This is a genomic window from Enterobacteriaceae bacterium Kacie_13 (genome assembly GCA_013457415.1).
Taxonomy (GTDB): domain Bacteria; phylum Pseudomonadota; class Gammaproteobacteria; order Enterobacterales; family Enterobacteriaceae; genus Rahnella.
Window position 1 is genome coordinate 312768 of sequence record CP045665.1, and the last position, 25257, is coordinate 338024.

General features: G+C 52.0%; 18 protein-coding genes, 1 tRNA gene and 3 rRNA genes. 19 read left to right on the forward strand and 3 right to left on the reverse strand.

Translation table 11 applies throughout. The features are described from left to right. Positions 1 to 9: 9 nt before the first annotated feature. The 6 genes from GE278_01440 (at position 10) to tatD (ending at position 4901) form a co-directional block, all read left to right on the forward strand. Positions 10 to 618: a hypothetical protein gene (locus GE278_01440; protein ID QLK63157.1), complete on the forward strand. Its 609-nt coding sequence runs from the start codon at positions 10 to 12 to the stop codon at positions 616 to 618. Then, on the forward strand, positions 615 to 2246 hold the full coding sequence (gene ubiB, locus GE278_01445; protein ID QLK59522.1) for a ubiquinone biosynthesis regulatory protein kinase UbiB: 1632 nt from the start codon (positions 615 to 617) through the stop codon (positions 2244 to 2246). The genes GE278_01440 and ubiB overlap by 4 nt, the downstream gene beginning before the upstream one ends. 87 nt (positions 2247 to 2333) lie before the next feature. Beyond that, positions 2334 to 2603, forward strand: coding sequence for a twin-arginine translocase subunit TatE (gene tatE / locus GE278_01450; GenBank protein ID QLK59523.1), 270 nt, complete (start codon positions 2334 to 2336; stop codon positions 2601 to 2603). 3 nt (positions 2604 to 2606) lie between these two features. Further along, complete coding sequence (tatB, locus tag GE278_01455) at positions 2607 to 3269, forward strand: Sec-independent protein translocase subunit TatB (protein QLK59524.1); 663 nt, start codon at positions 2607 to 2609, stop codon at positions 3267 to 3269. 2 nt (positions 3270 to 3271) lie between these two features. Next, positions 3272 to 4039 carry a Sec-independent protein translocase subunit TatC gene (gene tatC / locus GE278_01460; protein QLK59525.1) on the forward strand — a complete coding sequence of 256 codons (768 nt, stop codon included), beginning with the start codon at positions 3272 to 3274 and terminating at the stop codon, positions 4037 to 4039. Positions 4040 to 4112: 73 nt separating this feature from the next. Further along, entirely contained in the window at positions 4113 to 4901 is a 789-nt protein-coding gene (gene tatD / locus GE278_01465; protein ID QLK59526.1) for a 3'-5' ssDNA/RNA exonuclease TatD, read from the forward strand. 85 nt (positions 4902 to 4986) lie between these two features. Here tatD and rfaH read toward each other — a convergent pair whose 3' ends face one another. Continuing rightward, positions 4987 to 5475, reverse strand: coding sequence for a transcription/translation regulatory transformer protein RfaH (gene rfaH / locus GE278_01470; GenBank protein ID QLK59527.1), 489 nt, complete (start codon positions 5473 to 5475; stop codon positions 4987 to 4989). Between the two features lie 174 nt (positions 5476 to 5649). Between rfaH and pepE the strand changes: the two genes are divergently transcribed. From pepE to GE278_01485, 3 genes are all read left to right on the forward strand, one after another. Then, positions 5650 to 6375 carry a dipeptidase PepE gene (gene pepE / locus GE278_01475; protein ID QLK59528.1) on the forward strand — a complete coding sequence of 242 codons (726 nt, stop codon included), beginning with the start codon at positions 5650 to 5652 and terminating at the stop codon, positions 6373 to 6375. 168 nt (positions 6376 to 6543) lie between these two features. Further along, a complete protein-coding gene (gene ubiD / locus GE278_01480) occupies positions 6544 to 8034 on the forward strand; it encodes a 4-hydroxy-3-polyprenylbenzoate decarboxylase (protein ID QLK59529.1) in 1491 nt (496 codons plus the stop codon). Between the two features lie 48 nt (positions 8035 to 8082). Then, complete coding sequence (locus tag GE278_01485; GenBank protein ID QLK59530.1) at positions 8083 to 8784, forward strand: NAD(P)H-flavin reductase; 702 nt, start codon at positions 8083 to 8085, stop codon at positions 8782 to 8784. Between the two features lie 133 nt (positions 8785 to 8917). Here the strand turns inward: GE278_01485 and fadA are convergent, their stop codons facing one another. Both fadA and fadB read right to left on the reverse strand, forming a co-directional pair. Then, positions 8918 to 10081, reverse strand: coding sequence for an acetyl-CoA C-acyltransferase FadA (gene fadA, locus GE278_01490; protein QLK59531.1), 1164 nt, complete (start codon positions 10079 to 10081; stop codon positions 8918 to 8920). Positions 10082 to 10092: 11 nt separating this feature from the next. Continuing rightward, entirely contained in the window at positions 10093 to 12285 is a 2193-nt protein-coding gene (fadB, locus tag GE278_01495; GenBank protein ID QLK59532.1) for a fatty acid oxidation complex subunit alpha FadB, read from the reverse strand. A gap of 189 nt (positions 12286 to 12474) precedes the next feature. On the opposite strand from fadB, the gene pepQ reads away from it, so the two are divergent. The 10 genes from pepQ to aceB all read left to right on the forward strand — a co-directional run bounded on the left by pepQ (position 12475) and on the right by aceB (position 25253). Beyond that, positions 12475 to 13806, forward strand: coding sequence for a Xaa-Pro dipeptidase (pepQ, locus tag GE278_01500; GenBank protein ID QLK59533.1), 1332 nt, complete (start codon positions 12475 to 12477; stop codon positions 13804 to 13806). Beyond that, positions 13806 to 14417, forward strand: coding sequence for an IMPACT family protein (locus GE278_01505; GenBank protein ID QLK59534.1), 612 nt, complete (start codon positions 13806 to 13808; stop codon positions 14415 to 14417). The genes pepQ and GE278_01505 overlap by 1 nt, the downstream gene beginning before the upstream one ends. A 38-nt stretch (positions 14418 to 14455) precedes the next feature. Then, on the forward strand, positions 14456 to 15907 hold the full coding sequence (gene trkH, locus GE278_01510; protein QLK59535.1) for a Trk system potassium transporter TrkH: 1452 nt from the start codon (positions 14456 to 14458) through the stop codon (positions 15905 to 15907). A 21-nt stretch (positions 15908 to 15928) separates the two neighbouring features. Then, complete coding sequence (gene hemG / locus GE278_01515) at positions 15929 to 16468, forward strand: menaquinone-dependent protoporphyrinogen IX dehydrogenase (protein ID QLK59536.1); 540 nt, start codon at positions 15929 to 15931, stop codon at positions 16466 to 16468. A gap of 413 nt (positions 16469 to 16881) precedes the next feature. Further along, positions 16882 to 18433, forward strand: a 16S ribosomal RNA gene (locus GE278_01520). 135 nt (positions 18434 to 18568) lie between these two features. Then, positions 18569 to 18644: transfer RNA gene (locus tag GE278_01525), tRNA-Glu, on the forward strand. A gap of 215 nt (positions 18645 to 18859) precedes the next feature. After that, positions 18860 to 21795, forward strand: a 23S ribosomal RNA gene (locus GE278_01530). A gap of 117 nt (positions 21796 to 21912) precedes the next feature. Further along, positions 21913 to 22028 (forward strand): 5S ribosomal RNA (rrf, locus tag GE278_01535). The 16S, 23S and 5S rRNA genes sit together here with 1 tRNA gene alongside, the layout of an rRNA operon. A 316-nt stretch (positions 22029 to 22344) precedes the next feature. Next, a complete protein-coding gene (gene metA / locus GE278_01540; protein QLK59537.1) occupies positions 22345 to 23274 on the forward strand; it encodes a homoserine O-succinyltransferase in 930 nt (309 codons plus the stop codon). Between the two features lie 380 nt (positions 23275 to 23654). Then, positions 23655 to 25253, forward strand: a complete 1599-nt coding sequence (gene aceB, locus GE278_01545; GenBank protein ID QLK59538.1) for a malate synthase A — start codon at positions 23655 to 23657, stop codon at positions 25251 to 25253. Positions 25254 to 25257 lie beyond the last annotated feature (4 nt).

Genomic DNA, 25257 nt, shown 5'->3' on the forward strand with positions numbered 1-25257 from the left:
AGTATGCCGATGTTGTTAACGCCGCTTTTGACTGCCGCCATCGAGACGCCGCTTAATTACCTGCTTTTCAGAGATCGCAGCATGAAGGCGGCGCGTACGCGTCTGGCAGGTAAAATTCTGCGCGTCGAATTGCAAGAACTGAGCGCTCCGCTGACGTTTGTATTCAGCGAGCAGAAAATTGATGTTCTCGGACAATGGGATGGCGTGGCGGATTGCATCGTCACCTCAAAACTCTCTGTGCTGCATAAGCTGCGTGATCGCCAGCAGTTATCACCGCTGATGCGCAGCGGTGAGTTGGTAGTCGACGGCGATATTTCTGTGGTTCAGCAACTGGTTGCGCTGCTGGATATGGCCGAGTGGGAGCCAGCGGAATTCCTGGCACCGTATGTCGGCGATATAGCAGCCCAGGGGTTAAGCCAGGCAGTACAGGGCGGTTTCCGTTTCCTGCAAAAAGGGCTGAAACATCAGCAAAATTACGTGGCGCAGACGCTGACCGAAGAGTGGAAGATGGCTCCCGGCCCGTTGGAACTGATGTGGTTTAGCGATGAAGTCTCCGCACTTGTGCGTGAACTGGATGCTCTTGATAAACGCCTGGAAAAAATGGAGGGCAAACCGTGACGCCAAGGGAAATGCGACGTTTATACCTGATTATCCGCATGTTTCTTATCTATGGCCTTGACGAGCTTATCCCTAAAATCCGTTTAACGCTGCCACTGCGCATGGGCCGTTATCTGTTTTTCTGGTTACCACATCGTCATAAAGAAAAGCCGTTGGGTGAGCGCATGCGCCTAGCGCTGGAAGAGCTGGGTCCGGTATGGATCAAGTTCGGTCAGATGATGTCCACGCGTCGCGATCTTTTCCCGCCGCACATTGCCGATCAGCTAGCCCTGCTTCAGGATCACGTCCCGCCTTTTGATGGTGCACTGGCACGTCAACAAATTGACACCGCTCTGGGTGGCCCGCTGGAAAACTGGTTTGATGAATTCGATCAGACGCCGTTGGCTTCCGCTTCGATCGCGCAGGTGCATACGGCGGTGCTGAAAGAGAACGGTAAGCCAGTAGTACTCAAAGTGATCCGCCCTGATATCTTACCGACTATTAAAGCCGACATTCGTCTGATGTCGCGCCTTGCCGGTTGGGTGCCGATATTACTGCCAGATGGTCGCCGTCTGCGTCCGCGTGAAGTGGTTCGCGAATATGAAAAAACGCTGCTTGATGAGCTCAATTTGCTGCGAGAAGCGGCAAATGCTATCCAGCTGCGTCGTAATTTTGAAGGCAGCCCGATGCTGTATGTGCCGGAAGTATATCCGGACTACTGCAGCGAACGCCTGATGGTGATGGAACGGATTTATGGTATCCCAGTTTCCGATGTTGAAGCGCTGAAAAAACAGGGCACCAACATGAAGTTGCTGGCCGAGCGTGGTGTTCAGGTCTTCTTTACGCAGGTTTTCCGCGACAGTTTCTTTCATGCCGATATGCACCCTGGTAATATTTTCGTCAGCTACGAAACGCCTGAAGATCCTTGCTACATAGGCATCGATTGCGGCATAGTTGGTTCACTGAACAAAGAAGATAAGCGCTATCTGGCTGAAAACTTCATCGCTTTCTTCAATCGTGATTATCGTAAAGTGGCTGAACTGCACGTCGATTCCGGTTGGGTTCCACGCGATACTAATGTTGAAGATTTTGAATTTGCAATCCGGACCGTGTGCGAACCGATTTTTGAAAAACCGCTGGCTGAGATTTCCTTCGGTAACGTATTGTTAAATCTGTTTAATACTGCGCGTCGCTTTAATATGGAAGTCCAGCCTCAGCTGGTGTTACTGCAAAAAACGCTGTTGTATGTCGAAGGTCTGGGCCGTCAGCTTTATCCGCAACTGGATTTGTGGACCACGGCAAAACCTTTCCTGGAAAGCTGGGTTCGCGATCAGGTGGGACTGCCTGCAATGATCCGCGCGTTAAAAGAGCGTGCGCCATTCTGGGTTGAGAAACTACCTGAGTTACCCGATCTGGTTTACCAGAGTCTGCAACAACACAAGCTGTTGCAGTACAACATCGAAAAGCTTTCCTCCCAGATGCACAACCAGAGTTCCCGTCAGGGTCAGTCTCGTTATCTTTTGGGTATAGGGGCGACACTGTTATTGAGTGGAACCCTATTATTGTTGGGCAACGTCGAGGTTTATCCGGCGTGTCTGATAACGGCGGGTGTTGTTTCCTGGCTGATTGGCTGGAAACGCGCCAGTTAACTGACTGTTTGAAATCGAATCGTTTTAAATTGAATGCCGTTAGCCAACGGCAATGAATGTCGTTCCTTCCTATTTGAGGTGAAAATAATGGGTGGTATTAGTATTACTAAGATCCTGATTCTCGTTGTACTTGTCGTATTGCTGTTTGGTACGAAGAAACTGCGTGGTCTGGGTGCTGATCTGGGTGCTTCCATCAAAGGCTTCAAAAAGGCCATGAGTGATGATGATAGCCAGTCAAAAACAAACAAAGATGCTGACATAACGCCAACTGATGCTGATTTCGCTGCCAGGTCTATTGAAGGCAAGCCAGACGCTAAAGCAGAAGATACCAAGAGCCAAAACAAAGAGCAGGTATAAGCCGTGTTCGATATTGGATTTAGTGAACTGCTGCTGGTATTGGTGATTGGCCTGGTTGTCCTCGGGCCGGAGCGTTTACCTGTAGCAGTCAGAACAGTAGCAGGCTGGATCCGTACGCTTCGCGCTATGGCTGCTTCAGTGCAAAGCGAGCTGTCGCAGGAGCTGAAACTTCAGGAGCTGCAAGACAGCCTGAAGAAAGCCGAAGAAGCGGGTCTGAAGAATTTAACGCCGGAAATCAAAGCGTCTATGGACGAGTTGAAAGAAGCGGCGGAATCCATGAAGCAATCTATCAATTCAGGGCTGAATCCTGCTGACAAAGCAATGGAAGAAGCGAAAGCGGAAGGTAACACCATCCACAACCCTGTTATAGATGATGCAGAAGCGCATCACGATGCGGGCATTTCTCCGGCCACGGCTAATAATGTGGCCTCTGCGCCGGTTGCGGCACCGCAAAGTGCGGTTGATGCTGCACTGGCGTCGAACAAGACGGCTCATGCTGCTGCCGCGCAGGCTGAGACTCTGATCGCAACCACGGAACCTGTCGTCACTGAGCCTTCTGTGGCTTCCGCGCCTGTAACTAAACCTGTTGCCGTTGAAGAACCCGTTGCTGTACCTAATGCACCGGAAAAACCGGTTTCACTCACTAAACCGACGGGCGAGCGCTAAACATGGCTGTTGAAGATACCCAACCGCTTATCAGCCATCTGATTGAGCTGCGTAAGCGACTATTGAACGCCATTCTCTGTATCTTAGTGGTGTTCCTGGCACTGGTTTATTTTGCAAATGACATCTATCAGCTGGTGGCTTCACCACTAATAGAACAAATGCCTTTAGGCGCGAGCATGATTGCTACTGATGTAGCGTCACCGTTCTTTACGCCAATCAAGCTGACCATGATTGTCTCGGTATTTGTTTCTGCACCGTTTATTTTGTATCAGGTCTGGGCGTTCGTCGCGCCTGCACTTTACAAACATGAACGCCGTCTGATGATGCCGCTGCTGTTCTCAAGTTCCGCACTGTTTTACCTCGGCGTAGCATTTGCCTACTTCGTTGTGTTCCCGCTAGCGTTTGCATTCTTTGCGAAAACCGCTCCAGCAGGCGTGCAGATCGCCACTGACATTAACAACTACCTCGATTTTGTGATGGCGTTGTTCATGGCGTTTGGTGTTTCTTTTGAAGTGCCGATTGCGATTGTTCTGCTGTGCTGGAGTGGTGTTACCACGCCAGAAGACCTTAAGAAAAAACGCCCATATGTGCTGGTCGGAGCGTTTGTGGTAGGGATGTTGTTAACGCCACCTGATGTGTTCTCCCAGACATTGCTGGCGATCCCTATGTATCTGCTGTTTGAAATCGGCGTGTTCTTTGCCCGTTTCTACGTGGGTGGAAGGCGTCGCGCGGATGTTGATAAAGAGAACGATCCGGGTGAGCCTGAGTAAAATCGTTATCGCTTATTCGTGATAAATAGCAAACAAACCGCCCGCAAGGGCGGTTTCTGTTTCAGGACTTCGTATGTTTGAAATTGGTATTAACCTCACCAGTAATCAGTTTGACAAAGACCGGCCCCAGGTGGTGGAACGAGCCCGCACAGCAGGCCTGAGCGGCATGTTGATCACCGGCACCTCCGCACAGGAAAGCGTGGAAGCACAGAAAATGGCGGCAGAGCATCCTGACTTTTGCTGGTCCACGGCGGGAGTGCATCCGCATCAGGCAAGTGGCTGGAATGCAGACGTTGAGCTGACGATCCGCCGGTTGGCTGCCATGCCGCAGGTTGTCGCTATCGGTGAATGTGGTCTGGATTTCAACCGCAATTTTTCCCCTGCTGATCAGCAGGAAACGGCTTTTACCGCACAGCTCGGGCTGGCCGCAGAGTTGCAGTTGCCGGTTTTTTTACACTGTCGTGATGCTGGTGAACGTTTTGCCGCGTTGCTGCAACCCTGGTTGTCGAAATTACCGGGCGGCGTCGTTCACTGTTTTACTGGCACGCAGCATGAGCTTGAGCTGTATCTTTCTCTTGGCCTGTCAATCGGGATTACGGGATGGGTTTGCGATGAACGTCGCGGGCTGGAACTGCGTGAAATGTTGCCGCTGATCCCGGCAGAGAGGTTAATGCTGGAAACTGATGCACCGTATTTATTGCCGCGCGATATGGAAAACAAACCAAAGAACCGGCGCAATGAACCGGCATTTTTGCCGCATATTGTGAATCAGGTCGCGCTGTGGCGTGGTGAAGATCCGCAGTGGCTGGCTGATATCACTGACGATAACGCGCGTAAGATGTTCGCTTTGTCCACGCGTTAAGTGCCTGAAATTATAATTGCCTGAATTGAAAAAGCACCGAATAACGGTGCTTTTTCATTCACAGCGCGGAGGCAGGAAAAACCACTCAGATTTTCTGGAAGTGCGTGTTATCGATGCTCTGCCGCACAGGCTGATTGATCAGTTTAAGCATCAGCAGTGAACGAGCTTCGCCGTCAGGTTCAGTGTAGATAGCCTCGAGGCCTTCGAAAACCCCTTCGGTGATCATCACCACGTCACCTTCATACGGTGTTTGAGGGTCGCGAATTTCTATTGCAGGCGGTTCCATAAGCTGTTTGATTACGTCGGGTTGAACCGTCGCCAGTTTGGGACCGAAGCGGATGAAATGGCTGACGCCACGCGTGGCGCTGATCGTCGTGGTATGTATCCGTTCAGGGTCAAACTCGATGAACATGTAATTCGGGAACATGGGTTCGCTGACGGAAGTACGGCGTCCGCGCACCACCTTTTCCAGGGTGATCATTGGCGTCAGGCAATTAACCTGCTGGCGCTCAAGGTGTTCTTTGGCGCGAAGCAGCTGACCGCGTTTGCAATAGAGTAAGTACCAGGATTCCATAGTTTCCCACATTAAAACGTTGATTCTGGCAGCATAGCAAAAGCCGCCCCTGATATACAGGCAGTGAGAATCAGTGCAGACGTTTGCTGATTGTCGACCGGTTATCTTTTATTATCGAAGAAAAGTGCACACTTATCCCCTTATCTTCATCTTATTACAGTCAGGAGAAGCGTCATGGAGCTGTTCTTACTGAGTAACGGTAAGCTTTCCGGTGAATCAGAATTACTGGGTTACGCGAAAGAGCGAATTCAGGCGGTGCTGAAATCCCGCGCGATCACATCCGCCGTCCTTGTCCCTTATGCGTTGATCCGCAGTGATTATGACGAACGCGCCAGTACGCTTTCGAACGCACTGGGTATCGACGTCACCAGTATTCATCACGCAGATAACCCGGCAGAGGCTATTGCCAGCGCGCAATGTATTTTGATTAGCGGCGGCAATACCTGGATGCTCAATCAGCTATTGCACGAAAATAGCCTCATTGTTCCGATTCAGCGCGCCGTGCGTGAACGCAATGTGCCTTATATCGGCTGGAGCGCAGGCTGTAATGTTGCAACACCAAGTATTCGTACTACCAATGATATGCCAGTGCGCAACTCGGTGGTGCTGCCGTCGCTTGGCCTGTTCCCGGTGCAGATCAACCCGCATTACATCGACGCACACTTAAGTGGCCACATGGGTGAAACCCGTGACGAGCGTATTGCTGAATTCTGTGCAGTTAACCCGTCTGAGTCGGTGATTGCGTTGCGCGAAGGCAGTCTGTTGCAGGTGTCGGGAAATGATCTGAGTTACTTCAGCGCCAAAGAGCAAGGCTTCAAGGTGTTCCGACATGGTCAGGATATTCAGGAATATCAGGACACGCAGGCGCTGAGCGGGCTGGTTCCTTTCAACTGTTTATGATGATCGGCTAAAAACCGTGATTTGCGCACCGTCAGACCAACAGCCCCGGCTGCTGGCGGTTACACTGTTTTTTAACTATTAGCATTTACCTGTTGATAACAAAAAGGCAGCAACAACCCAGGAGAGGCTCTATAATGCTTTCCTTCAACCCGGCGACTTAGAATCAGCATGAAATACCGTGATTTACGTGACTTCCTCTCGTTACTCGAAAAGAGAGGCCAACTGAAACGCATTACTCAGTCTGTCGATCCCTATTTGGAAATGACCGAAATCGCTGACCGTACTTTGCGTGCGGGCGGCCCGGCGTTGTTGTTCGAAAATCCAAAGGGTTATGACATGCCAGTGCTGTGTAATTTATTCGGCACACCTGAGCGTGTGGCGATGGGCATGGGCAAAGAGGACGTCAGTGCGTTACGTGAAGTCGGTGAATTGCTGGCGTTCCTCAAAGAACCTGAGCCGCCGCGCGGTTTGCGCGATTTGTACGACAAAGCACCTAAGTTCCGGCAGGTGCTGAATATGCCGACCAAAGTGTTGCATTCTGCACCTTGTCAGCAGGAGATTTGGGAAGGCGATGAGGTGGATATCACCCGTATTCCAGTGATGCAGTGCTGGCCGGAAGATGCCGCGCCGCTGATCACCTGGGGGCTGACCGTCACCCGTGGTCCCGATAAGCCACGTCAGAATCTGGGCATTTATCGGCAGCAGGTATTGGGGAAAAACAAAGTCATCATGCGCTGGTTGTCCCATCGCGGTGGCGCGCTTGATTTCCAGGAATGGTGCCAGAAGCATCCTGGGCAACGTTTCCCTGTGGCCGTGGCGCTGGGGGCTGATCCGGCTACGATTTTGGGCGCGGTCACGCCGGTGCCTGATTCGCTGTCTGAATACGCTTTTGCCGGTTTGTTGCGCGGCAATAAAACTGAAGTAGTGAAGTGTATTTCCAACGATCTCGAAGTACCCGCCAGCGCGGAAATTGTGCTTGAAGGGTATATCGAACCGGGTGAAATGGCGCCGGAAGGGCCGTATGGCGACCATACAGGCTACTATAATGAAGTGGACAGCTTCCCGGTCTTCACGATCACGCACATGACGCAGCGCAAAGATCCTATTTATCATTCGACTTATACCGGCCGTCCGCCGGATGAGCCGGCGATACTTGGCGTGGCGCTTAATGAAGTCTTTGTGCCGATCCTGAAAAAACAATTCCCGGAAATTGTTGATTTTTATCTGCCACCGGAGGGTTGCTCCTACCGTATGGCTGTCGTTACCATGAAGAAACAATATCCCGGTCATGCGAAGCGCGTGATGATGGGGGTCTGGTCATTTCTGCGTCAATTCATGTACACCAAGTTTGTGATTGTGTGTGATGACGATGTGAATGCCCGTGACTGGAACGACGTGATTTGGGCGATTACCACCCGCATGGATCCTGCGCGTGATACGGTGCTGGTAGAAAACACGCCAATTGATTATCTCGATTTTGCCTCTCCGGTCTCGGGCCTCGGTTCGAAAATGGGGATGGACGCGACCAACAAATGGCCGGGTGAGACACAGCGTGAGTGGGGGCGTCCAATTGTGAAGGATCCTGCCGTCACCGCCCGTATCGATGCCATCTGGGATGAGCTCTCTATTCTTAATGATAAAGACGATGCGAAGAACTAATCGACGCTGGATCCTACGCTTTGCTTTGATGACCCACAGAGGGAACGCATGACAACATTGAGCTGTAAAGTGACCTCGGTAGAGGCGATTACCGATACAGTGTATCGGGTCCGACTGTTGCCGGAAGCGCCTTTCTCGTTCCGCGCGGGTCAGTATCTGATGGTCGTGATGGACGAGCGCGATAAGCGTCCGTTCTCACTGGCCTCGACGCCTGCTGAACATAACGTGATCGAGTTGCATATTGGCGCGTCCGAACTGAATCTGTACGCGATGGCGGTAATGGATCGCATTCTGAAGGAGCAGTCTATTACCGTGGATATTCCTCACGGCGATGCGTGGTTACGCGAAGAAGGCCAACGTCCGTTGGTGCTTATCGCCGGCGGTACCGGTTTCTCCTACGTGCGTTCGATTCTGATCACCGCGCTGGAACAGCAGCCTCATCGCGATATTTCGATCTACTGGGGCGGACGCGAACTGAAGCACCTGTATGATCTGGGTGAACTGGAAGCGCTGAGCATTCATCACCCGAATCTGAAAGTGATCCCGGTTGTGGAGCAGCCTGAAGACGGCTGGCAGGGGAGAAGCGGCACCGTGCTGAGTGCGGTATTGCAGGATTTCTCCTCCCTGGCCGAACATGATATTTATATCGCCGGACGTTTTGAGATGGCAAAAATTGCCCGTGAGCGTTTTGTGGCAGAGCGCGGCGCGCTGGAAGACCGTTTATTTGGTGATGCGTTCTCTTTCATCTGATTTGAGCAGTGCATCGCGAATCATGAAAAAGCCCGCCCCTGACAGGCGGGAAGACGGCAACTAAAACGGGAAGACGAGATTTATAAAAAGCGGGCTGAGATGCCCGCTTTTTCTTTATTCAGATAACGGAAAATCAGACGCGTTCGAAAACGGTCGCGATGCCCTGACCTAAACCAATACACATAGTCGCGACACCAAACTGGACATCGCGGCGTTCCATCAGGTTCAGCAGGGTAGTAGAAATACGCGACCCCGAACATCCCAGCGGATGTCCCAGAGCAATCGCGCCGCCGTTGAGGTTGACGCGTTCTTCCATGGTTTCCAGCAGCCCCAGATCTTTCACGCACGGCAGAGCCTGTGCGGCGAACGCTTCATTGAGCTCGAAAAGGCCGATATCCTGAACGCTCAGCCCGGCGCGTTTAAGCGCAAGACGCGTGGCGGGAACCGGGCCGTAACCCATAATTGAAGGATCGCAGCCGACCACCGCCATTGCGCGAATTCTAGCGCGTGCTTTCAGGCCTAATGATTTTGCGTGGGATTCGCTCATCAGCAGCATTGCCGAAGCGCCATCGGAGAGTGCCGATGAGGTGCCTGCGGTGACGGTGCCGTTGACCGGGTCGAATGCCGGACGCAGCGCGGCCAGCGTCGCGACCGTGGTTTCCGGGCGGATTACCTCGTCAAAATCATATCGGGTCAGCACGCCTTCTGCGTTATGGCCTTCGGTCGGTACGATTTCGTGAGCAAAGTGTCCGGCAAGCGTTGCGGCATGCGCACGCTGATGCGAACGCGCAGCGAATTCATCCTGCATTTCACGACTGATTTGGTGCATTTTCGCCAGCATTTCTGCAGTCAGCCCCATCATACCGGCAGCTTTTGCGACAGTTTTACTCAGGCCGGGATGGAAATCTACGCCGTGATTCATCGGGACGTGGCCCATATGTTCCACGCCTCCAATCAGACTGACCTGTGCGTCACCGACCATAATGGCGCGTGCCGCGTCATGCAGTGCCTGCATCGACGAGCCGCACAGACGGTTGACGGTAGTAGCCGGTACGCTATGTGGGATCTCGGCCAGCAAAGCAGCGTTGCGGGCAATGTTAAAGCCCTGTTCCAGCGTCTGCTGTACGCAACCCCAGTAGATATCATCAATGTTTTTGGCATCCAGCGCCGGGTTGCGTGCAAGTACGGCACGCATCAGATGTGCGGATAAATCTTCAGCCCTGACGTGGCGGAATGCACCGCCCTTCGAACGACCCATCGGCGTGCGGACTGCGTCAACTATGACTACGTTTTCCATGATTTCGGTCCTTATGCCTGATTACCGGTGCTGATGTTTTCCAGCGGAGCCGCAACCGGGTAGTAACTTTCATTGGTTTGCGCTTTGGCGCGAAGCCCGTCCGGTGCCTGATACATCGGCCCCAGGTGCGCGTAATGTTCGGTCATTTTCAGATATTCAGCCGTGCCGATCGTATCGAGATAACGGAACGGACCGCCGTGGAACGGAGGGAAACCGATGCCGTACACCAGCGCCATATCCGCTTCTGCCGGGCTGGCGATGATGCCTTCCTCAAAACAGCGGACGACTTCGTTAATCATCGGGATCATCATGCGGGCAATGATGTCCTGCGGTGAGAAGTCAGCGTGAGACGGTTTGAGGTTTTCAGCCAGCAGGCTGAGCGCCTGTTCATCCACTTCTTTACGTGGTTTGCCTTTGCTGTCTTCGCTGTAACGGTAGAAGCCCAACTGATTTTTCTGACCAAAACGGCGGTTATCGAATAACACGTCCACTGCGTCGCGATAGTCCCGTGCCATACGCTGCGGGAATCCAGCCGCCATCACTGCCTGTGCATGATGTGCGGTGTCGATGCCGACCACGTCCAGCAGATACGCCGGGCCCATCGGCCAGCCGAACTGTTTTTCCATCACTTTGTCGATCTGACGGAAGTCAGCGCCGTCACGCAGCAGCAAACTAAAGCCGGAGAAGTATGGAAACAGGACGCGGTTAACGAAGAACCCCGGACAGTCGTTGACTACGATCGGTGTTTTGCCCATGGTCAGCGCATAAGAGACGATGCGCGACAGCGTTTTATCTGAAGTTTTCGCGCCACGAACAATTTCCACCAGCGGCATACGGTGCACCGGGTTGAAGAAGTGCATGCCGCAGAAGTTTTCCGGGCGTTTCAGCGAGGCAGCCAGTTGATCGATAGGAATGGTTGAGGTATTGGAGGCCAGAACGGTATCGGCGTCGAGTAACGATTCAGCTTCGGCCAGCACTGCGGCTTTCACTTTTGGATTTTCCACTACAGCTTCGACCACCACGTTGGCGCGTTTGATGCCGCTGTAATCCAGCGTCGGATGAATGGTCGAAAGCACTTTCGCCATCTTCAGTCCATCGAGCTTTCCACGCTCAAGCTGCTTGTTGAGCAACTTGGCGGCTTCGTTCATGCCGAGTGTCAGGGACTGATCATTGATATCTTTCATCATGACCGGCACACCTTTCAGCGCGGACTGGTAAGCGATCCCGCCGCCCATAATGCCTGCGCCCAGGACGGCGGCCTGCAACGGTTTTTCGCTGTCATGCGCCAGTTTTTTAGCTTTGGCTTTGACGAACTGATCGTTAAGGAAAATGCTGACCAGCGCCCGCGCTTCTTTGGATTGTGCGAGAGGCACAAAGCTGGCGGTTTCTAATTTGAGTGCTTCGTCGCGGCCAAGACGCGCGGCGGCTTCAATGGTTTTGACTGCGGTTATCGGAGCCGGATAGTGTTTGCCAGCGTTTTGCATGACCATGCTTTTCGCCACGCTGAAACTCATCGCAGCTTCAATATGGCTAAGTTTGAGCGGCAGGCGTTTCGGGTCACGGCGGCTTCGCCATTCCAGTTTGCCGTCAACCGCCTGTCTGAGCATAGAAATCCCGGCGTCTCGCAGCTTATCGGCATCAATCACCGCATCGACCAGCCCGACTTTCAGGGCTTCTTTCCCGCTGATGTTTTTACCTGCGGCGATAATTTCCAGGGCGCTGTCGGTACCGATCAGGCGCGGGAGGCGAACGGAACCACCGAAGCCCGGCATAATGCCTAAGCTGGTTTCCGGTAAACCAATGCGCGCGTCAGCGGTGCTGATACGAAAATCAGTCGCCAGCACACACTCGCAGCCGCCGCCCAGCGCATAACCGCTGATGGCAGAAAGTGTCGGTACCGGTAAATCTTCAAGCCGGTTGAAAATGCTGTTGGCGAAATTCAGCCACTCATGCAATTTCTCCGCTGGCGCGTTGAACAGGGACAAAAACTCAGTGATATCTGCGCCGACGATAAAAGCAGGTTTGGCTGAGCTGAGCAGCAAACCTTTCAGATCGGACTGTTTTTCGAGTACCGCAATCGCCTCGCCTAAGCTGGCGACTGTTTGGGTATCAAGCTTATTCACCGAGCCCGGAGCGTCGAACACCAGCTCCGCGATACCCTCGTCGAGCCAGTGCAGGTGTAATGTTTCGCCTTGGTAAAGCATGTGTCTCTCCTGAATCATCTGGGATGATCTGGTATGACCAGATGCTTTCGAGTGTGGTTATTATGTTAATAATATGCAAATGAGATGTGTTTTATTTGCAGGCAAGATCACAAACCTTCCGGGACTATGGCTGGCGTAAGGCTGTGATAAGATGCTGCATCGTCTTTCAGGTGAAAAAAGGACAGTTGGATGGAATCGCTTACTACGCTTTATAAAGAACATATCGCCACGTTGCAGTCGCGTACCCGCGAAATTCTGCAACGTTCTCAGCTTGATGCGTTACTTATTCACTCCGGTGAACTGATAACGACCTTCCTTGATGACCACAGTTATCCCTTTAAAGTGAATCCGCAATTCAAAGCCTGGGTGCCGGTCACCAAAGTGCCGAACTGTTGGTTGTGGGTCGATGGTGTGAATGCGCCGAAGCTGTGGTTCTATTCGCCGGTCGACTACTGGCACAGCCACGAGCCGCTACCGGACTCGTTCTGGACCAAAGAAGTCGCTATTACGCCGCTGGCTAACGCCGATGATATCAAAGGTCAGTTGCCGGTAGACCTGAAGCGCGTCGGTTATATCGGTTCAAGCCAGGATCGCGCCATCAGCATGGGCGTGCCCGCTGCTAATGTGAATCCCAAAGCGGTGCTGGATTTCCTGCATTATCATCGTTCGTATAAAACAGGCTATGAGCTGGCCTGTATGCGTGAAGCGCAGAAAGTGGCAGTCAGCGGACATCGCGCGGCGAAAGAAGCGTTCCTGTCAGGGATGAGCGAGTTTGATATCAATCTGGCGTATCTCACCGCCACCGGCCACCGCGATACCGATGTGCCGTATGACAATATTGTTGCGCTGAACGAACACGCGTCCGTACTGCATTACACCACGCTCGATAACCAGCCGCCGTCCGAGATGCGTAGCTTCCTGCTGGACGCTGGTGCGGAATACAACGGTTATGCCGCTGATCTTACCCGCACCTATGCCGGGAAACCGGACAGTGATTTCGGTGCGCTGGTAAAAGATCTCAATACCGAGCAACTGGCTTTAGTTGACTCAATTAAGTCCGGCGTACGCTATACCGACTATCATGTTCAGATGCATCACCGTATTGCCAAACTATTGAAAGCGCACAAGCTGGTGGTGGATATCAGTGAAGACGCGATGGTGGAACAGAACCTGACCGGGCCATTCCTGCCGCATGGTCTTGGGCATCCGCTGGGATTGCAGGTGCATGACGTCGCTGGCTTTATGCAGGACGATAAAGGTACCCATCAGGCTGCGCCTTCGCAGTATCCGTATCTGCGTTGCACCCGCGTGATTGAGCCGGGCATGGTGCTGACCATCGAACCGGGTTTGTATTTTATCGATTCGCTGCTGGGGCCGTTGCGCGAAGGGCAATTCAGTAAGCACTTTGCCTGGGATCGTATCGAGGCAATGAAGCCGTTTGGCGGGATCCGTATCGAGGACAACATTGTTATCCACGATAACCGTATCGAAAACATGACCCGTGATCTTAAGCTGGCCTGATGCAGCCGTATCCTGTTCCCGCTGAGCCGGTTACTTTCAGCGAGGAGATAAAGAAGAGCCGCTTCATTACCTTACTGGCAAGAACAGAAGGCGTTGAAGCGGCGAAAACGTTTATTCAGGACATACGACATCAGCATCCGGCAGCGCGTCATCACTGCTGGGCGTTTGTGGCGGGTGCGCCGGATGATTCGCAACAGCTGGGTTTTTCTGATGATGGCGAACCGGCAGGTACCGCGGGCAAACCCATCCTCAGTCAGCTGATGGGGAGTGGCGTCGGAGAAATCGCTGCCGTCGTCGTGCGTTATTACGGTGGCATTATGCTGGGCACCGGCGGGCTGGTAAAAGCCTATGGCGGCGGGGTTCAGCAGGCATTAAAACAACTTACCGTGCAGCAAAAAGTTCCGCTGGCAGAATTCGCGGTGCAGTGTGATTACAGCCAGTTACAGCTGGTGGAAACGCTGCTTTCGCAAGTCGGCGGGCATATTTTACGCAGTGAGTTTGGCGCTGCGGTCGATCTCGTTCTGGCGCTGCCCGCTGCTGATGCAACGGCAACGGTCAGTCATCTGTTCGATATCAGCCGTGGCACGCTCCTTCTGCGTCCGGTTTCTTAATTTTTTTCTATGGTTAATTCGCTGAGGAACGCACCAGCATGCATTTTCGTGCCATAACACGCATCGTCGGGGTGCTTGTCATCCTGTTTTCCGGAACGATGATCATTCCCGGTCTGGTCGCCCTGATTTATCGAGACGGTGCGGGACGTGCGTTCAGTCAGACGTTCTTCGTCGCCCTGACGATTGGACTCTTCCTCTGGCTCCCCAATCGAAAGCAGAAGAGTGAACTGAAGCCGCGCGAGGGTTTTCTCATCGTGGTTCTGTTCTGGACGGTGCTGGGCAGCGTCGGGGCATTACCCTTTCTGTTCTCCGAACGGCCAAACCTCTCACTCACCGATGCGTTCTTTGAATCTTTCTCCGGCCTGACGACGACCGGTGCGACTACTCTGGTCGGGCTGGATTCCTTACCGAAAGCGATTCTGTTCTACCGGCAAATGCTGCAATGGTTTGGCGGTATGGGGATCATCGTGCTCGCCGTAGCCATCCTGCCGATATTGGGCGTTGGTGGGATGCAGCTGTATCGCGCTGAAATGCCGGGGCCGTTGAAAGATAATAAGATGCGCCCGCGCATTGCTGAAACGGCGAAAACCCTGTGGCTGATCTATGTGTTGCTGACTATCGCCTGTGCATTATCGCTATGGGGCGCAGGGATGTCGGTTTTCGATGCCATCGGGCATAGCTTCTCCACCATTGCCATCGGCGGCTTCTCGACACATGACGCCAGCATCGGTTATTTCCATAGCGGCACCATCAACAGCATTATCGCTGTGTTCCTGCTGATCTCCGGTTGTAACTATGGTCTGCACTTCGCGATGTTGAGTGGCCGTAACCTGAAGGTGTACTGGCGTGATCCGGAATTCCGCATGTTCATTGGCGTACAGTTTACGCTGGTGGTCATCTGCACGATTGTTCTGTGGATCCATAATGTCTACGGGTCGGGGCTGGAGACCATTAATCAGGCGTTCTTCCAGGTGGTATCAATGGCCACCACGGCGGGTTACACCACAGACAGTATTTCGAAGTGGCCGCTATTCCTTCCTCTTCTATTATTGTGTTCAGCGTTTATCGGCGGCTGTGCCGGTTCGACCGGCGGTGGCCTGAAGGTTATTCGTATCCTCCTGTTGTATTTACAAGGCTCGCGCGAACTGAAAAGGCTGGTTCATCCGAATGCGGTTTACACCATTAAGCTGGGTAACCGCGCGCTGCCGGAACGTATCATCGAAGCCGTATGGGGATTTTTCTCGGCTTATGCGCTGGTGTTTATTGTCAGCATGCTGGCAATTGTTGCGACTGGCGTGGATAACTTCTCGGCATTCGCCGCTGTCACGGCCACGCTTAACAACCTGGGGCCGGGACTGGGCGTTGTCGCCGATAACTTTGCGTCCATGAATTCTGTGGCGAAATGGATCCTGATCGTCACCATGCTGTTTGGTCGTCTTGAGGTCTTCACACTATTAGTCCTGTTTACGCCGACGTTCTGGCGCGAATAAGTTTTGGAAAGGGAAATAAGAATGAAAGCGTTGATACTCTACTCAAGCCGTGACGGGCAGACTCATGCCATATCTTCTTATATTGCCAGCGAGCTGAAAGAGAAGTGCAACTGCGATGTCATCGATCTGGCTCACGCTGAGCATGTGGATTTGAAAATCTACGACCAGGTGATGATCGGCGCATCTATTCGTTATGGTCACTTTAATGTGGTACTGGATAAGTTCGTGAAGAAGCACGCTGATACGCTTAATCAGATGCCATCAGCCTTCTTTGGTGTCAACCTCACCGCCCGTAAGCCCGAGAAACGCAGCCCGCAGACTAATGCTTATGTGCGAAAATTCCTACTTAGCTCGCCATGGGAACCTGCAATCTGTGGCGTCTTTGCCGGTGCGCTGCGTTATCCCCGTTATCGCTGGCTGGATAAGGTCATGATCCAACTTATTATGCGTATGACCGGGGGCGAAACGGATACTAGTAAAGAAGTTGAATACACAGACTGGCAGCAGGTGGCTAAATTCGCTGAGGATTTTGGGCAGATATCGTATAAAAAATCACACTAATGCGGGCTTTATAAACGTTTAGACCAAAAAGAAAGCATTCAGAAAGTTTTTTTAAATTAAGGGTTGCGGCCTTCTGAGAACTCCCTATAATGCGCCTCCACTGACCGGGAACAACGACTGAGAAGTCGCTCGGACAGGAAGAGAAAAAGATGAAAGTTCGAATGAATAATCTCTTGACTCTTCAGCGGGAAAACGTAATATACGCCTCCCGCGCCGCATAAGATTCCTTGCGAACCGCGGCATGCTCTTTAACAATTTATCAGACAATCTGTGTGGGCACTCACAAGACGATATCAGCCACCTCGGTGGCAAAAAATATCAAGTCTTAGAGTGACCAAGCAGTAATTCATTTAGTTGAATTATTACGAAGTAATCTTTGAGCACCGCTTAACGTGTTTAAGCAAATCGAACTTTTAATTGAAGAGTTTGATCATGGCTCAGATTGAACGCTGGCGGCAGGCCTAACACATGCAAGTCGAGCGGTAGCACGGGAGAGCTTGCTCTCTGGGTGACGAGCGGCGGACGGGTGAGTAATGTCTGGGAAACTGCCTGATGGAGGGGGATAACTACTGGAAACGGTAGCTAATACCGCATGACCTCGCAAGAGCAAAGTGGGGGACCTTCGGGCCTCACGCCATCGGATGTGCCCAGATGGGATTAGCTAGTAGGTGGGGTAATGGCTCACCTAGGCGACGATCCCTAGCTGGTCTGAGAGGATGACCAGCCACACTGGAACTGAGACACGGTCCAGACTCCTACGGGAGGCAGCAGTGGGGAATATTGCACAATGGGCGCAAGCCTGATGCAGCCATGCCGCGTGTGTGAAGAAGGCCTTAGGGTTGTAAAGCACTTTCAGCGAGGAGGAAGGCGCTGTAGTTAATAGCTGCAGCGATTGACGTTACTCGCAGAAGAAGCACCGGCTAACTCCGTGCCAGCAGCCGCGGTAATACGGAGGGTGCAAGCGTTAATCGGAATTACTGGGCGTAAAGCGCACGCAGGCGGTTTGTTAAGTCAGATGTGAAATCCCCGAGCTTAACTTGGGAACTGCATTTGAAACTGGCAAGCTAGAGTCTTGTAGAGGGGGGTAGAATTCCAGGTGTAGCGGTGAAATGCGTAGAGATCTGGAGGAATACCGGTGGCGAAGGCGGCCCCCTGGACAAAGACTGACGCTCAGGTGCGAAAGCGTGGGGAGCAAACAGGATTAGATACCCTGGTAGTCCACGCTGTAAACGATGTCGACTTGGAGGTTGTGCCCTTGAGGCGTGGCTTCCGGAGCTAACGCGTTAAGTCGACCGCCTGGGGAGTACGGCCGCAAGGTTAAAACTCAAATGAATTGACGGGGGCCCGCACAAGCGGTGGAGCATGTGGTTTAATTCGATGCAACGCGAAGAACCTTACCTACTCTTGACATCCACGGAATTCGCTAGAGATAGCTTAGTGCCTTCGGGAACCGTGAGACAGGTGCTGCATGGCTGTCGTCAGCTCGTGTTGTGAAATGTTGGGTTAAGTCCCGCAACGAGCGCAACCCTTATCCTTTGTTGCCAGCGAGTCATGTCGGGAACTCAAAGGAGACTGCCGGTGATAAACCGGAGGAAGGTGGGGATGACGTCAAGTCATCATGGCCCTTACGAGTAGGGCTACACACGTGCTACAATGGCATATACAAAGAGAAGCAAACTCGCGAGAGCAAGCGGACCTCATAAAGTATGTCGTAGTCCGGATTGGAGTCTGCAACTCGACTCCATGAAGTCGGAATCGCTAGTAATCGTAGATCAGAATGCTACGGTGAATACGTTCCCGGGCCTTGTACACACCGCCCGTCACACCATGGGAGTGGGTTGCAAAAGAAGTAGGTAGCTTAACCTTCGGGAGGGCGCTTACCACTTTGTGATTCATGACTGGGGTGAAGTCGTAACAAGGTAACCGTAGGGGAACCTGCGGTTGGATCACCTCCTTACCTAAAGATACGCATTGTGCAGTGTCCACACAGATTGTCTGATGAAATTAATGAGCAAGAGCACCTGTTGATGCGGTAAGGGAGACCTTACGCTGATGCGAAAAGTGCCAAGCCCTTTACGGGGTCTGGTGCGGATTTTTCGTGTCCCCATCGTCTAGAGGCCTAGGACACTGCCCTTTCACGGCTGTAACAGGGGTTCGAATCCCCTTGGGGACGCCACTCCGATAATGTGTGAAAGACATTATCACCTGAATATCTTAAAGATGACTTTAACGAGTCGTGTTTAAGATATTGCTCTTTAACAATCTGGAACAAGCTGAAAATTGAAAGATTACAGCTGAACATCACTCTCCGTAGAAGTACTGAGTGGTGCTTTTGTCTGTAATAGAGTCTCTCAAATAATCGCAGCGCGATGATGTCTTTAAGACACCTTCGGGTTGTGAGGTTAAGCGACTAAGCGTACACGGTGGATGCCTAGGCAGTCAGAGGCGATGAAGGGCGTGCTAATCTGCGAAAAGCGTCGGTAAGGTGATATGAACCGTTATAACCGACGATACCCGAATGGGGAAACCCAGTGTGTTTCGACACACTATTGCATGGTGAATACATAGCCATGCAAGGCGAACCGGGGGAACTGAAACATCTAAGTACCCCGAGGAAAAGAAATCAACCGAGATTCCCCCAGTAGCGGCGAGCGAACGGGGAAGAGCCCAGAACCTGAATCAGTTTGTGCATTAGTGGAAGCGTCTGGAAAGTCGCACAGTATAGGGTGATAGTCCCGTACACAAAAATGCACTTGTTGTGAGTTCGATGAGTAGGGCGGGACACGTGACATCCTGTCTGAATATGGGGGGACCATCCTCCAAGGCTAAATACTCCTGACTGACCGATAGTGAACCAGTACCGTGAGGGAAAGGCGAAAAGAACCCCGGCGAGGGGAGTGAAATAGAACCTGAAACCGTGTACGTACAAGCAGTGGGAGCCTACTTTGTTGGGTGACTGCGTACCTTTTGTATAATGGGTCAGCGACTTATATTTTGTAGCAAGGTTAACCGAATAGGGGAGCCGTAGGGAAACCGAGTCTTAACTGGGCGTCAAGTTGCAAGGTATAGACCCGAAACCCGGTGATCTAGCCATGGGCAGGTTGAAGGTTGGGTAACACTAACTGGAGGACCGAACCGACTAATGTTGAAAAATTAGCGGATGACTTGTGGCTGGGGGTGAAAGGCCAATCAAACCGGGAGATAGCTGGTTCTCCCCGAAAGCTATTTAGGTAGCGCCTCGTGAACTCATCTTCGGGGGTAGAGCACTGTTTCGACTAGGGGGCCATCCCGGCTTACCAACTCGATGCAAACTCCGAATACCGAAGAATGTTATCACGGGAGACACACGGCGGGTGCTAACGTCCGTCGTGAAGAGGGAAACAACCCAGACCGCCAGCTAAGGTCCCAAAGTCATGGTTAAGTGGGAAACGATGTGGGAAGGCATAGACAGCCAGGATGTTGGCTTAGAAGCAGCCATCATTTAAAGAAAGCGTAATAGCTCACTGGTCGAGTCGGCCTGCGCGGAAGATGTAACGGGGCTAAACCATGCACCGAAGCTGCGGCAGCGACGCTTAGGCGTTGTTGGGTAGGGGAGCGTTCTGTAAGCCGTCGAAGGTGACCTGTGAGGGTTGCTGGAGGTATCAGAAGTGCGAATGCTGACATAAGTAACGATAATGCGGGTGAAAAACCCGCACGCCGGAAGACCAAGGGTTCCTGTCCAACGTTAATCGGGGCAGGGTGAGTCGACCCCTAAGGCGAGGCTGAAAAGCGTAGTCGATGGGAAGCTGGTTAATATTCCAGCACTTGGTGTTACTGCGAAGGGGGGACGGAGAAGGCTAGGCTAGCCGGGCGACGGTTGTCCCGGTTCAAGCGTGTAGGGGGTGTGACTTGGTAAATCCGGTTGCATATTAACCCTGAGGCGTGATAACGAGCCACTACGGTGGTGAAGTAGTTGATGCCATGCTTCCAGGAAAAGCCTCTAAGCTCCAGGTAACACGAAATCGTACCCCAAACCGACACAGGTGGTCAGGTAGAGAATACTCAGGCGCTTGAGAGAACTCGGGTGAAGGAACTAGGCAAAATGGTGCCGTAACTTCGGGAGAAGGCACGCTGGCACGTAGGTGAAGAGACTTGCTCTCGGAGCCGAAGCCAGTCGCAGATACCAGCTGGCTGCAACTGTTTAATAAAAACACAGCACTGTGCAAACACGAAAGTGGACGTATACGGTGTGACGCCTGCCCGGTGCCGGAAGGTTAATTGATGGGGTTAGCAGCAATGCGAAGCTCTTGATCGAAGCCCCGGTAAACGGCGGCCGTAACTATAACGGTCCTAAGGTAGCGAAATTCCTTGTCGGGTAAGTTCCGACCTGCACGAATGGCGTAATGATGGCCAGGCTGTCTCCACCCGAGACTCAGTGAAATTGAACTCGCTGTGAAGATGCAGTGTACCCGCGGCAAGACGGAAAGACCCCGTGAACCTTTACTATAGCTTGACACTGAACATTGAGCCTTGATGTGTAGGATAGGTGGGAGGCTTTGAAGCGTGGACGCCAGTCTGCGTGGAGCCAACCTTGAAATACCACCCTTTAATGTTTGATGTTCTAACTCGGCCCCGTAATCCGGGGTGAGGACAGTGTCTGGTGGGTAGTTTGACTGGGGCGGTCTCCTCCTAAAGAGTAACGGAGGAGCACGAAGGTTAGCTAATCACGGTCGGACATCGTGAGGTTAGTGCAATGGCATAAGCTAGCTTGACTGCGAGAGTGACGGCTCGAGCAGGTACGAAAGTAGGTCATAGTGATCCGGTGGTTCTGAATGGAAGGGCCATCGCTCAACGGATAAAAGGTACTCCGGGGATAACAGGCTGATACCGCCCAAGAGTTCATATCGACGGCGGTGTTTGGCACCTCGATGTCGGCTCATCACATCCTGGGGCTGAAGTAGGTCCCAAGGGTACGGCTGTTCGCCGTTTAAAGTGGTACGCGAGCTGGGTTTAGAACGTCGTGAGACAGTTCGGTCCCTATCTGCCGTGGGCGTTGGAAGATTGAGAGGGGCTGCTCCTAGTACGAGAGGACCGGAGTGGACGCATCACTGGTGTTCGGGTTGTCATGCCAATGGCATTGCCCGGTAGCTAAATGCGGAAAAGATAAGCGCTGAAAGCATCTAAGCGCGAAACTTGCCTCGAGATGAGTCTTCCCTGTGGCTTTAAGCCACCTGAAGGGACGTTTAAGACTAAGACGTTGATAGGCTGGGTGTGTAAGTGCAGCGATGCATTGAGCTAACCAGTACTAATGACCCGAGAGGCTTAACCTTACAACACCAAAGGTGTTTTTAGAGAGACTCAGCTGCGCGCGAGCGTGGAGAAGTAGATTTTCAGCGAATGTTCCGAGATTGGTTCGTACGGCGGGGTGTGTATAGCACAATGCGGTATGGATGAAACAGAATTTGCCTGGCGGCAGTAGCGCGGTGGTCCCACCTGACCCCATGCCGAACTCAGAAGTGAAACGCCGTAGCGCCGATGGTAGTGTGGGGTCTCCCCATGCGAGAGTAGGGAACTGCCAGGCATCAAATAAAGACAAAAGCCCCGTACGAAAGTACGGGGCTTTTGTCTGTCTGGGATTTGGGTGGGGTAAGAAGGGAGAATGGGTGTTTTCGTTTACATTCCAGAACCTTTTCTGCTCAAATTCCCTGCCAATGATCCATATTTTTATCTCTTAATTCCCTTGATGTACGTCTCTATATATCCCGAACGTCTAAATAAATAACCGAAGCTGAAACATTTTCACTTATCGCCTGCAGGCTCGACATTGCTCCTAAAGTTCGCTATCTTCGGCTGTCTAGAAGTCTAAACGTATAAATGGATGCAGTGAGGAAGTTGCTATGCCGATCCGGGTTCCAGATGAGTTACCAGCCGTGAATTTCTTGCGCAATGAGAATGTCTTTGTGATGACCTCGTCACGTGCAAAAACACAGGAAATCAGACCTTTGAAAGTGCTGGTACTCAACCTGATGCCAAAGAAAATTGAGACCGAGAATCAGTTTTTACGGCTACTTTCCAACTCTCCTTTGCAAATTGACGTACAACTTCTGCGCATCGATAACCGTGAGTCAAAAAATACGCCAGCTGAGCATCTTGATAACTTCTACTGTGACTTCGAAGATATCCAGCATGACAACTATGACGGTCTGATTGTCACCGGAGCACCCCTCGGGCTCGTCGATTTCTGTGATGTCGCCTACTGGCCTGAGATAGAGCGTGTTATCCACTGGGCAAAGGAGCACGTTACTTCTACTCTATTCGTATGCTGGGCAGTTCAGGCGGCTTTAAACGTGTTGTACGATATTCCAAAAATGACGCGCGAAGCCAAGCTGTCAGGTGTTTATCCACATCAGACGCTGCAATCCGTTGCATTGCTAACCCGCGGATTTGATGAAACTTTCCTGGCCCCGCACTCTCGCTACGCAGATTTCCCGGCAGATGTGCTGCGTCAGTACACGGATCTCGATATTTTTGCTGAATCGGAAGAAGCGGGGGCTTATCTGTTTGCGACTAGAGATAAGCGAATGGCCTTCGTCACCGGGCATCCTGAGTATGATGCAGGTACTCTGGCCGGTGAATATCTCCGAGATATCGCAGCAGGGCTAACTCCAGACATGCCTTACAACTATTTTCCGCAAGATAATGCCGAACTTTCGCCAAAAGCGACCTGGCGTAGCCACGGCCATCTGCTTTTTACGAACTGGCTAAACTACTACGTCTATCAGATCACACCATTTGATCTTCGCCAGATGAATCCAACCCTGGAATAACAGACTTATAGATCCGGCAGACGATCTCGGCTGATCGTCTGCCGGATTTCCTCCTTCCCCGCTATCACCCGCACTTTCGGTACATCCCTTCCACTGTCTTCTCCAAATTTCGAAATTCATTATCATTTTAGATAAATTATTTTCCAACCCATCTATTTGATTAAAAAGAAGAGATTTATAAATTAAAAATAAAATGGAAATCGTTTTTGATTTTATATGATTCCTGATTACGCTTAAGTCTATCGGGTGATAAATAACCAGAAAAAATCGTCATAGAGATTGGCCGACGAGACTGGTTTGTTTCCTACCGTAATAGTCTCTGCTCAGTGAGGTAGTCTGGCAGATTAAACAGATTAAACAGATAAATCAGGAGATTAGCGATGTCAGAGCAAATTACCCGCAGTCAGCTTGGTTTTACACGCCTTTTTGGCGAGCATGAAGCCCTTATACTGACGGAAGAAGCCGTCGATTTTTTGTCAGAACTGGTGGTACGTTTCACCCCATCGCGTAATCGACTGTTGGCAGATCGTATCGCCGTACAGCAGAAAATTGATCAGGGTAAACTGCCTGATTTCATTTCGGAAACTGATTCCATTAAAAATTCAGACTGGAAGATTCGTAATATCCCAACTGATTTATTGGATCGTCGCGTTGAAATTACCGGGCCCGTTGAGCGAAAAATGGTGATTAACGCGCTCAATGCCAATGTAAAAGTTTTTATGGCTGACTTCGAAGATTCACTGGCTCCTGACTGGCAGAAGGTCATTGAAGGGCAGATCAATTTGCGGGATGCGGTAAATGGAACCATCAGCTACACCAATGAATCCGGTAAAATTTATCAGCTCAAACCCGATCCAGCGGTGCTGATTTGCCGCGTTCGCGGTCTGCATCTGCCAGAGAAGCATGTGACATGGCAGGGCGAAGCGATCCCTGGCTCATTGTTCGACTTCGCTTTGTACTTTTTCCACAACTATCGCGCCTTGCTCGCCAAAGATAGCGGCCCCTATTTTTATTTGCCAAAAATGCAGTCTTATCATGAGGCTGACTGGTGGAGTCAGGTCTTCAGCTTTGCCGAGAACTACGCAGAGTTACCGCGAGGCACAATCAAAGCCACCGTATTAATTGAGACGTTGCCCGCCGTTTTCCAGATGGACGAAATCCTCTACCACCTGCGTGACCACATTGTTGGCCTCAACTGTGGCCGGTGGGATTACATTTTCAGCTATATCAAAACGCTAAAAAATCACAGCGATCGTGTTTTACCCGATCGCCAGTCGGTCACCATGACCCAGCCTTTCCTCAGCGCTTACTCGAGGCTGCTGATCAAGACCTGTCATCGTCGTGGAGCTTTTGCGATGGGCGGCATGGCGGCATTTATTCCCAGCAAAGATGTCCAGCGCAATGAATGGGTGCTGAACAAAGTGAGAACCGATAAAGAACTTGAGGCAAAAAACGGACATGACGGTACCTGGATCGCGCATCCCGGGTTGGCCGATACGGTGCTAGCCGTCTTTGACAAAGCACTCGGCTCGCGCACCAACCAGCTGCATGTGACGCGCGAAGAAGATGCAGAAATCACCACTCAGCAGCTGCTGGAACCCTGCTCCGGCGAACGCACGGAAGAGGGCATGCGTGCCAATATTCGTGTGGCGATCCAGTACATCGAAGCCTGGATCTCGGGCAACGGTTGTGTGCCGATTTACGGGCTGATGGAAGATGCCGCCACTGCAGAAATTTCCCGTACCTCTATCTGGCAGTGGATCCATCACGGTAAAACGCTCAGCGATGGCCAGCCGGTGACCAAGCCGATGTTCCGCCGCCTGCTGAATGAAGAAATGCTGGTAATTCAACAGGAGCTGGGCGAACAACGTTTCAGCGCTGGCCGCTTCACGCAGGCTGCTGCTTTGATGGAAAAAATCACTACACAGGATGAGCTTATCGACTTCCTGACACTGCCGGGCTATCAGCTGCTGGCCTGATCCT

Coding starts and splice junctions, on each gene's coding strand:
- pepQ (QLK59533.1), top strand. CDS start 12,475: ATGGAATCGCTTACTACGCTTTATAAAGAACATATCGCCACGTTGCAG.
- fadA (QLK59531.1), bottom strand. CDS start 10,081: ATGGAAAACGTAGTCATAGTTGACGCAGTCCGCACGCCGATGGGTCGT.
- ubiD (QLK59529.1), top strand. CDS start 6,544: ATGAAATACCGTGATTTACGTGACTTCCTCTCGTTACTCGAAAAGAGA.
- hemG (QLK59536.1), top strand. CDS start 15,929: ATGAAAGCGTTGATACTCTACTCAAGCCGTGACGGGCAGACTCATGCC.
- rfaH (QLK59527.1), bottom strand. CDS start 5,475: ATGGAATCCTGGTACTTACTCTATTGCAAACGCGGTCAGCTGCTTCGC.
- GE278_01485 (QLK59530.1), top strand. CDS start 8,083: ATGACAACATTGAGCTGTAAAGTGACCTCGGTAGAGGCGATTACCGAT.
- GE278_01440 (QLK63157.1), top strand. CDS start 10: ATGTTGTTAACGCCGCTTTTGACTGCCGCCATCGAGACGCCGCTTAAT.
- GE278_01505 (QLK59534.1), top strand. CDS start 13,806: ATGCAGCCGTATCCTGTTCCCGCTGAGCCGGTTACTTTCAGCGAGGAG.
- metA (QLK59537.1), top strand. CDS start 22,345: ATGCCGATCCGGGTTCCAGATGAGTTACCAGCCGTGAATTTCTTGCGC.
- fadB (QLK59532.1), bottom strand. CDS start 12,285: ATGCTTTACCAAGGCGAAACATTACACCTGCACTGGCTCGACGAGGGT.
- tatE (QLK59523.1), top strand. CDS start 2,334: ATGGGTGGTATTAGTATTACTAAGATCCTGATTCTCGTTGTACTTGTC.
- tatD (QLK59526.1), top strand. CDS start 4,113: ATGTTTGAAATTGGTATTAACCTCACCAGTAATCAGTTTGACAAAGAC.
- pepE (QLK59528.1), top strand. CDS start 5,650: ATGGAGCTGTTCTTACTGAGTAACGGTAAGCTTTCCGGTGAATCAGAA.
- trkH (QLK59535.1), top strand. CDS start 14,456: ATGCATTTTCGTGCCATAACACGCATCGTCGGGGTGCTTGTCATCCTG.
- tatC (QLK59525.1), top strand. CDS start 3,272: ATGGCTGTTGAAGATACCCAACCGCTTATCAGCCATCTGATTGAGCTG.
- aceB (QLK59538.1), top strand. CDS start 23,655: ATGTCAGAGCAAATTACCCGCAGTCAGCTTGGTTTTACACGCCTTTTT.